At 28.9% G+C, this 7,319-nt stretch carries 7 protein-coding genes; all 7 read right to left on the bottom strand.

All coding sequences use genetic code 11. The features are described from left to right. On the bottom strand, positions 1–674 hold a 674-nt coding region (gene sigE / locus ACI3VO_RS01845; protein WP_439756273.1), incomplete at its 3' end, for an RNA polymerase sporulation sigma factor SigE. 55 nt (positions 675–729) lie between these two features. Continuing rightward, positions 730–1,557, bottom strand: a complete 828-nt coding sequence (locus ACI3VO_RS01840; protein WP_439756271.1) for a sigma-E processing peptidase SpoIIGA — start codon at positions 1,555–1,557, stop codon at positions 730–732. Positions 1,558–1,745: 188 nt separating this feature from the next. After that, the gene (gene yedF / locus ACI3VO_RS01835; RefSeq protein ID WP_439756270.1) at positions 1,746–2,381 is read right to left on the bottom strand and encodes a sulfurtransferase-like selenium metabolism protein YedF; all 636 of its coding nucleotides are present in this window, start codon (positions 2,379–2,381) and stop codon (positions 1,746–1,748) included. Between the two features lie 35 nt (positions 2,382–2,416). After that, complete coding sequence (gene selD / locus ACI3VO_RS01830) at positions 2,417–3,445, bottom strand: selenide, water dikinase SelD (RefSeq protein WP_439756272.1); 1,029 nt, start codon at positions 3,443–3,445, stop codon at positions 2,417–2,419. A gap of 416 nt (positions 3,446–3,861) precedes the next feature. Next, positions 3,862–5,022, bottom strand: a complete 1,161-nt coding sequence (gene ftsZ / locus ACI3VO_RS01825) for a cell division protein FtsZ (RefSeq protein ID WP_439756269.1) — start codon at positions 5,020–5,022, stop codon at positions 3,862–3,864. Positions 5,023–5,357: 335 nt separating this feature from the next. Then, on the bottom strand, positions 5,358–6,107 hold the full coding sequence (locus ACI3VO_RS01820; protein ID WP_439756268.1) for a cell division protein FtsQ/DivIB: 750 nt from the start codon (positions 6,105–6,107) through the stop codon (positions 5,358–5,360). Positions 6,108–6,342: 235 nt separating this feature from the next. Continuing rightward, a partial coding sequence (locus ACI3VO_RS01815) for a UDP-N-acetylglucosamine--N-acetylmuramyl-(pentapeptide) pyrophosphoryl-undecaprenol N-acetylglucosamine transferase (RefSeq protein WP_439756267.1) occupies positions 6,343–7,319 on the bottom strand: 977 nt, incomplete at its 5' end.

Raw genomic sequence — 7,319 nt, 5'->3', positions numbered from 1 at the left:
TTTTTAAGTCTAAAAATTATCTTTTTTTCCAATCTAGAAATATAAGATTGAGATATTCCAAGGATATTAGCGACTTCTTTTTTATTTTTTTCTTTTCCCTTTGTACTGAGACCAAATCTTAATTCCATAATTTGCTTTTCTCTATCCGATAATTTATCCAATGCCATAAACAATAAATTTCTATCTATTTCCTCCTCAATTATCTTGTAAATTTCATCATTATCTGTTCCTAAAACATCAGATAATAGGAGTTCATTTCCGTCTAAATCTACATTTAGCGGTTCGTCAAAGGATACCTCTGATTTTTTCTTGTTATTTTTTCTAAGGCACATGAGTATTTCGTTTTCTATGCATCTAGATGCATATGTAGCCAGCTTTATATTTTTTTCTAGATTAAATGTATTTACTGCTTTTATAAGTCCAATCGTACCTATCGAGATTAGATCCTCCATATCTATTCCTGTATTTTCAAATTTTCTAGATATATAGACTACTAATCTAAGGTTTCTCTCTATTAAAATAGTTTTTATATTTTCATCGTATTCTAGTTTTTGTAGCAATTCCTTTTCTTCCTGTAGTGTAAGTGGTGGAGGCAATACGTTTACTCCTCCCATGTAGTAAATACTATCTGGGTTTATTAGCTTTAATTTACTTCCTATTTTAATAAACCTCATAAGTATTTTTCTTTTAAAATCCTCTAATAGTAATATCAACGACAAGTCCTCCTTTTTAACATAATATCCTTGGATTTAAAATTGCACTGTATTCTTTATCCTTAAAATCTGATATTCCAAGAATAATATTACCTATTTTTTTATCATCTACATTTAAATAATCTGCCTTTATCCCTAACAGCATTCCTGCATTGTTATCTCCAACGTGTTTATACGGAATTAATCTTACTCTGCACGAAATCTTTGGGCTCAGATTATCGGTTATGCTTTGGATATCTGAAATATCCATTTTTTCAAAATTACAATCTTTGGGTAAAAAATTTTCTAAAAGACTTGCCTTGATTATTACAACATCGCTTTTACTGACGGGATCCTGGAGTAAATTTCCACTATCTAACAACGCAATACATTTTATATTTTGATCTAGTATAGAAATACTTATCTCCTTTGTGAGGCTCTCAATCTGCTTTAATATCCTAAAATCATTGATTATCTTTTTCAATAATTTACAGCTTATATAAGCACAAATTATGATAAGAGATATTGTTATATGATCGATTCCTGTGAAGTAGATTACAAAATAAGCACTTCCAGATATAAATATATTTACTAGATAGAAGCTAAAAAGTATTTTAAAAAAATCTCTTTTATTAGTTATATCAAAGGAAATTAAAACTATTATTACGATAAATATAAATTTAGAAGGTATGGTAAAAAAAATTGCTAATTCCTTATAAATATACATAACACTGTAGATAGTTCCTATTACTGCACCTAATACTTGCCTGTATTTTTTACTGTATATCTTAGTAATAGAAGTCGTACAACTTATAATAATATAGTTAATCAGTAAGTTTTCAAAAATATAACAATCTAAATACATTAGATTTTCTCCTTTTCCTTACTTAATCATATTATGGTTAAATTTATATATTGAAAAACTTTATTAAATATATTATAGAATATACGATTTAAATATTTTGTCATTTTCAACAGTCGAATATAAAATAATTTTTCTAAAAAATTACAATTATTTTTTGAGCCATATCTTCTAAATAATTTTTCTAATATTTATGGTCTTATAATCTTATCAGCTTGTGCCATTTTTTCAACTATAAAATACATGTTTGTAACTTCTCCAACTTCTAGCTTATCCGCTAAATCATAATAGTTTAAGCATGTACCACAGCTTAAAATTTCTACTCCTTGTGCTTGTAGTGTTTTTAAAGCATCAATAGATTTAGAGCCTTGAGTAGATAATTTTACTCCTGAGTTGTAAAGCAATACAGTACTTGGAAGTTCATCTAATTCAGTTAACGCAAATATAAATCCCTTCATAAGTATTTCGCCTAGTTCTTCACTTCCTTGTCCCATTTGGTTACTGCTAAGTACTATTACTGTATTAGTTTTTCTATCTGGGTAGCAAACTTCACCTTGTTCTTCTCGGATTTCTTTTATATTATCTTCTTTAGCTTCTGATAAATCACCAGTTTTTATTTTTATAATATAATGTTGTTCATTTATTTTTTCACATGAATACTCTAACTTTTTTTGTTTAGCCATTTTGCTCAAATTTTGTACTGCGATTTCATTATCTACACTGACTTCTACTACACTTGGTTCTTTGACTTCACCTAAAGCCTTTTTCGTCTTTATTACTGGAATTGGGCATTGATCCCCTCTAGCATCTATTTTTATTTCTTTCATTTTTTATATTTCCTTTCTATTTATATTTAAAATTGTTAATTTACAATTATTTTATGTTCTTGTTCTTTTACAACTTCACCTATTATACCACATGGCAATTCTAAGTTTTTTAGATCTTCTATAAGCTTATCTGCATCCTCAGGATTTACTGCTATCAAAAGTCCTCCTGATGTCTGTGGATCAAATAATATTTCCTCCATAGCAAAATCATCTATATTAAATAATACTTTGCTTTCAAGGAAATTTCTATTTCTCTGTGCAGCAGCTGTAAGTAAAAATTCAGAAGCGTATTCTCTAGCTTCTTCTATATAAGGTATTTTATCGCTATTTAACACGGCAGAACATTCTCCCGATACCATTTCATTTAAATGTCCAAGCAAACTAAATCCTGTTACATCCGTGCACGCATGCACATCATATTTTCTAGAAATTTCTGCTGCATATTTATTCAATGTGCACATAGAATTAATCGCCTTTTGCATAGCATCCTCGCTCGCTTCCCCAACCCTATTTGCTGTAGAAATTATTCCGACTCCTAGTGGCTTAGTAAGTATCAATTTATCTCCTATTTTACAGCCGTTATTTGAATATATTTTATTCGGATTTATAACTCCTGTAACAGATAATCCGTATTTTACATCTTGATCCATTATAGAATGTCCACCTGATAAAACGCCTCCTGCTTCTTCAACCTTTTCAGTTCCTCCAAGTATTATATCACCTAAAATATTTAAATCCATTTGCTCTGGAAAGCAAACTATATTTAAGGCAGTTTTAACCTCACCTCCCATAGCGTATATATCGCTTAAAGCATTTGCTGCAGCTATTTTTCCAAAGGTATATGGGTCATCTACCATAGGTGGAAAAAAATCTAAAGTTTGTACTATAGCTATATCGTCAGTTAGCTTGTACACTGATGCATCGTCATTACTTTCAAATCCTATAAGTAGATTCTCGTCGTGTTTTCTAGGAATTCTATCTAAAACACGACTTAAAACACCTGGTCCTAGTTTTGCAGTGCACCCTCCGCCTTTACAAAATACTATATCTTTTTTACTCATAATTAAAACCTCTTTTCTTCTATATCTCTAAATTATAATACTTAATTTAATAATTTCTACTATAAATTTTTTAATTTAAAAATTAAATTGCTAATATATTTAGTAATTATTTGTTTTTATAACAACAGAAATTTTTTCTATAGAATTATATTATATAGTTAGCAAAAGTTTATCCTCAAAATGCTATTAGTATAGTAAATAACGCTATAGTTGTAGATGAAAAGAAATATAATTTCTAGCATGTTTAAAATAAGCTATCAAGATTTTTAAATAAATATTTAAAACCCACAATGAGAAGGGAGACACAAATAGATTAAAATCTATCTTGGGTCTCCCTTTGACTTTCTAGAAATCTTTTATAAAAAGTCAAATAAAAAAACTTCCAAATTAATATCGGAAGTTTTTTTTATTTATTTGAATTATCTTCTTTTATTTCTCAAAAAAGTTGGTATTTCCATTTCATCATCCCAGTCAGTTGACTTTTTAACAGGCTCTGGTTGTGGTTCAACCACAGGTTCTGGTTCTCTAACTGGTTGAGGTTGTGGTTCTGTCTTTTGTACAGGCTTAGCTACTGGTGGTATTTCAGTTTTTTTAATTGGAGTAGGTTCTACATATCCACCTTGTGGAGCATTATCAAATCCTGTAGCTATAACAGTTATCATTATTTCATCTTCTAAATCCTCTCTAATAGATGCACCGAATATAATATTTGCATCTGGGTCACATGATTCAGTTATTAAATTAGAAGCTGCATTTGCTTCAAATAATGATAAGCTAGGTCCTCCTGTTACATTAAGTAAAACGCCTTTTGCACCTCTTATAGATGTTTCAAGAAGTGGTGATTGTATTGCCTCTTTAGCTGCCTCTATAGCTCTATTTTCTCCACTTGCACTACCTATACCCATATGAGCTAGTCCTTTTTCCTTCATTATAGATGTAACATCTGCGAAGTCTAAGTTTATAAGACCTGGAACCTTTATTAAATCAGATATAGATTGTATACCTTGTTTTAATACATTATCAGCTATAGAAAACGCATCTAGTATAGATGTATTTTTTTGAACTACTTCTAGTAATCTGTCATTTGGTATAGTGATTAATGTATCTACATTTGCTTTTAATTCTTCAATACCAGCTTCTGCATTTTTCATTCTTACTTTACCTTCAAATCCAAAAGGCTTAGTAACAACACCTACTGTTAAAATACCCTTTTGCTTTGCTAATTGAGCTACTACTGGAGCTGCTCCTGTACCTGTTCCACCACCCATTCCGGCAGTTACAAATACCATATCTGTATCTTGTAGTAATTGTTCTATTTGTTCTTTACTTTCTTCTGCTGCTTTTCTCCCTATTTCAGGGTCTGCACCTGCTCCTAGTCCTCTTGTAAGCTTTTCTCCTATTTGAACTTGGTTTTCTGCTTTTGAAGTCACTAATGCTTGTCTGTCAGTATTAATTGCTATAAAATCAATTCCTTTTATTTGCTCATCGATCATTCTATTAACAGCGTTGTTTCCACCGCCACCAACGCCAAATACCTTTATTTTAGCATTATTGTCAGTTTCTAAATCAAAACTTAACATATCGAAACCTCCCTCTCTCATGATTTATTTCTATATATAGTTTTATTATATCATTTAATATTTAAATGTTTAACGTATATTTCCTAAATAAATAACTATTTTATTATTTTTCTTTCAAATATTCGTTAAATTAAACTTAAAATCTATTTTTTAAAAAAAAAAGCCATTTTAAATTGTAACATAATATATTATATCATTTATTTGATTTAATTTGTTAAGTTTTTTATAATAATATACAACTTATATATTATATTTTTAAATTTTTATATTTTTATAAAATTCAAGCTACTCTATTTCGAAATATATACCGATTATTTAGCCAATTTAGACATTTATCACTGATATGTATATAGAGAATATTTTGAAAAAGTCATATCTATTTTTCCATAATGAATATTCTGTTTTTCTAAATCCAATAAAATTTTCGTCAGCTTAGCTATATTGTAATCTATGTTTTTATCCTTTAAAACTACTACTTCTATACTTTTATCTACACTAATATCAATTTGTTTTTCGTCAAAACAGTCAATTTCTCGAATTTTTTTATTTAAGCCCTGTTTTTTTATATTTTCCATTAACGCCTTTAAATATTTTTTATCATTTTTATTTTTATAATTTATCTGCTTTTCCTCAATATAAAAATCCACACCTACAATTGGATAGTTATCCTTTATATCAGATTCATTTATTTTATCTACATATTCCATATTTTTATCAATATAATAATAGTTTTCTTTTTTATCCTTTAACACGCATATTATATCTTTTTCTTTGATATCTATTACCAATGAGTTGGGAAGCTTTCTTTTTACAGATATGCTTTCAATATATGGGTTCTCTTCAATATTTGATTTTATTTTTTTTAAATCGTATGTAAATATGTTTTTTCCTATTGCAACTTTAGATAAGCTATTTATATCTGATTTTGTAAGCATATTATTATTTATTATCTTTACATATTTTAGAGAAAAAAAGTCGCTTTTTATGAATGCAATGGATCCAAAGCAAATCATAAAAACAAATAGCAATAATGTAATCAATCTATTTATTCTTATTTTTCTTTTTTTGTTTTTTTTACTTTTCATCGAAATCACTCCAATATTAAGTTATTAATCTTAAATACTACATAGCTCCTTTTATCTCCTACATATAAATTTATTTTTTAAAAACAAATTTATATTAAAATCGGCTATTTTTCATATGATTTCGATATATAAACTTATTTATCTCGCTATATATACTATAAACTTTTATTTTTGCAAACAAAAAGATATAGAGTAGCTTTTAACTAATCTATATCCTTTATCTTGTAATTTTAATTTATTTCTTTTTTATTCCTATAACCTTTGAATCATCAGCAGATTTTTCAGCTGAAGTGTCTTCTTCTTTTGACACTGCTTCTTTTTTCTTTTTCGCATTTGGAGATTCATTGTAAGCCTTCATTATTTCATCGTATATTAAGTCGATAGCTTCTGGCTTACCGATTTTCTTAGCTGCATCTGACATATCTATTAATAACTCTTTATTTCCAAGTAATTTAAATACAGCTTCATTTAAAGACTCTGGTGTTAAGTCCTTTTCTAATATAGCTATTCCAGCGCCTTGAGCTTCTATACTTTTAGCGTTGTATTCTTGGTGGTTTTCTGCTGTGTATGCTTTAGGAATTATTATTGAAGGCTTACCAAGGGCAGTTATTTCTGCTAGAGATATCGCTCCTGCACTTCCTATTACTATGTCGCTCGCTGCAAGCCCGTCTGCCATGTTATCTAAGTAAGGCATTACTCTTTGGTAAGGCTTAAGCTCGATATCCTTTATACTTTCTATAAATTCATCATAGTAAACCTTCCCTGTTGCAAATATAAACGCTACATCCTCTTTTACCATATTTTTGATAACTAGTCTCATAGCGTCGTTTATTTCTTCTGAGCCACCGCTACCTCCGTAGCATAAAACCATTTTTTTATCTTCAGCTATACCTAGATTTTTTCTAGATATATATTTTCTTGCTTGTAGGATTTCCTTTCTGACAGGATTTCCTGTAAGTACTAGTTTTCCTTGACTCTTTTCTGGAAATCTCTTGTGAGAATCCTCAAAGCTTGTAAGGACCTTTGTAGCAACTTTAGAAAGTATTTTATTTGTAACGCCTGGGAAAGAGTTTTGTTCGTGAACTATAGTTACTTTTTTGCTCATAGCCGCATTAAATAAAACCGGTCCACTCACATATCCTCCAGTACCTATAACTATATCTGGTTTATATTTTTTTACTATTTTTCTAGATTGTTCTAGACCTTTGCATA

The sequence above is a fragment of the Intestinibacter sp. genome, assembly GCF_051866655.1.
Taxonomy (GTDB): Bacteria; Bacillota; Clostridia; order Peptostreptococcales; family Peptostreptococcaceae; genus Intestinibacter.
The sequence above is the reverse complement of the archived record's forward strand: the minus strand, read 5'-3'. Positions and strand labels throughout refer to the sequence as shown.

Bases quoted from the DNA above. Each gene is read 5' to 3' on its own strand.
- ACI3VO_RS01820 (WP_439756268.1), bottom strand. From the start codon at position 6,107: ATGAAAAGTAAAAAAAACAAAAAAAGAAAAATAAGAATAAATAGATTG.
- ftsZ (WP_439756269.1), bottom strand. From the start codon at position 5,022: ATGTTAAGTTTTGATTTAGAAACTGACAATAATGCTAAAATAAAGGTA.
- yedF (WP_439756270.1), bottom strand. From the start codon at position 2,381: ATGAAAGAAATAAAAATAGATGCTAGAGGGGATCAATGCCCAATTCCA.
- ACI3VO_RS01840 (WP_439756271.1), bottom strand. From the start codon at position 1,557: ATGTATTTAGATTGTTATATTTTTGAAAACTTACTGATTAACTATATT.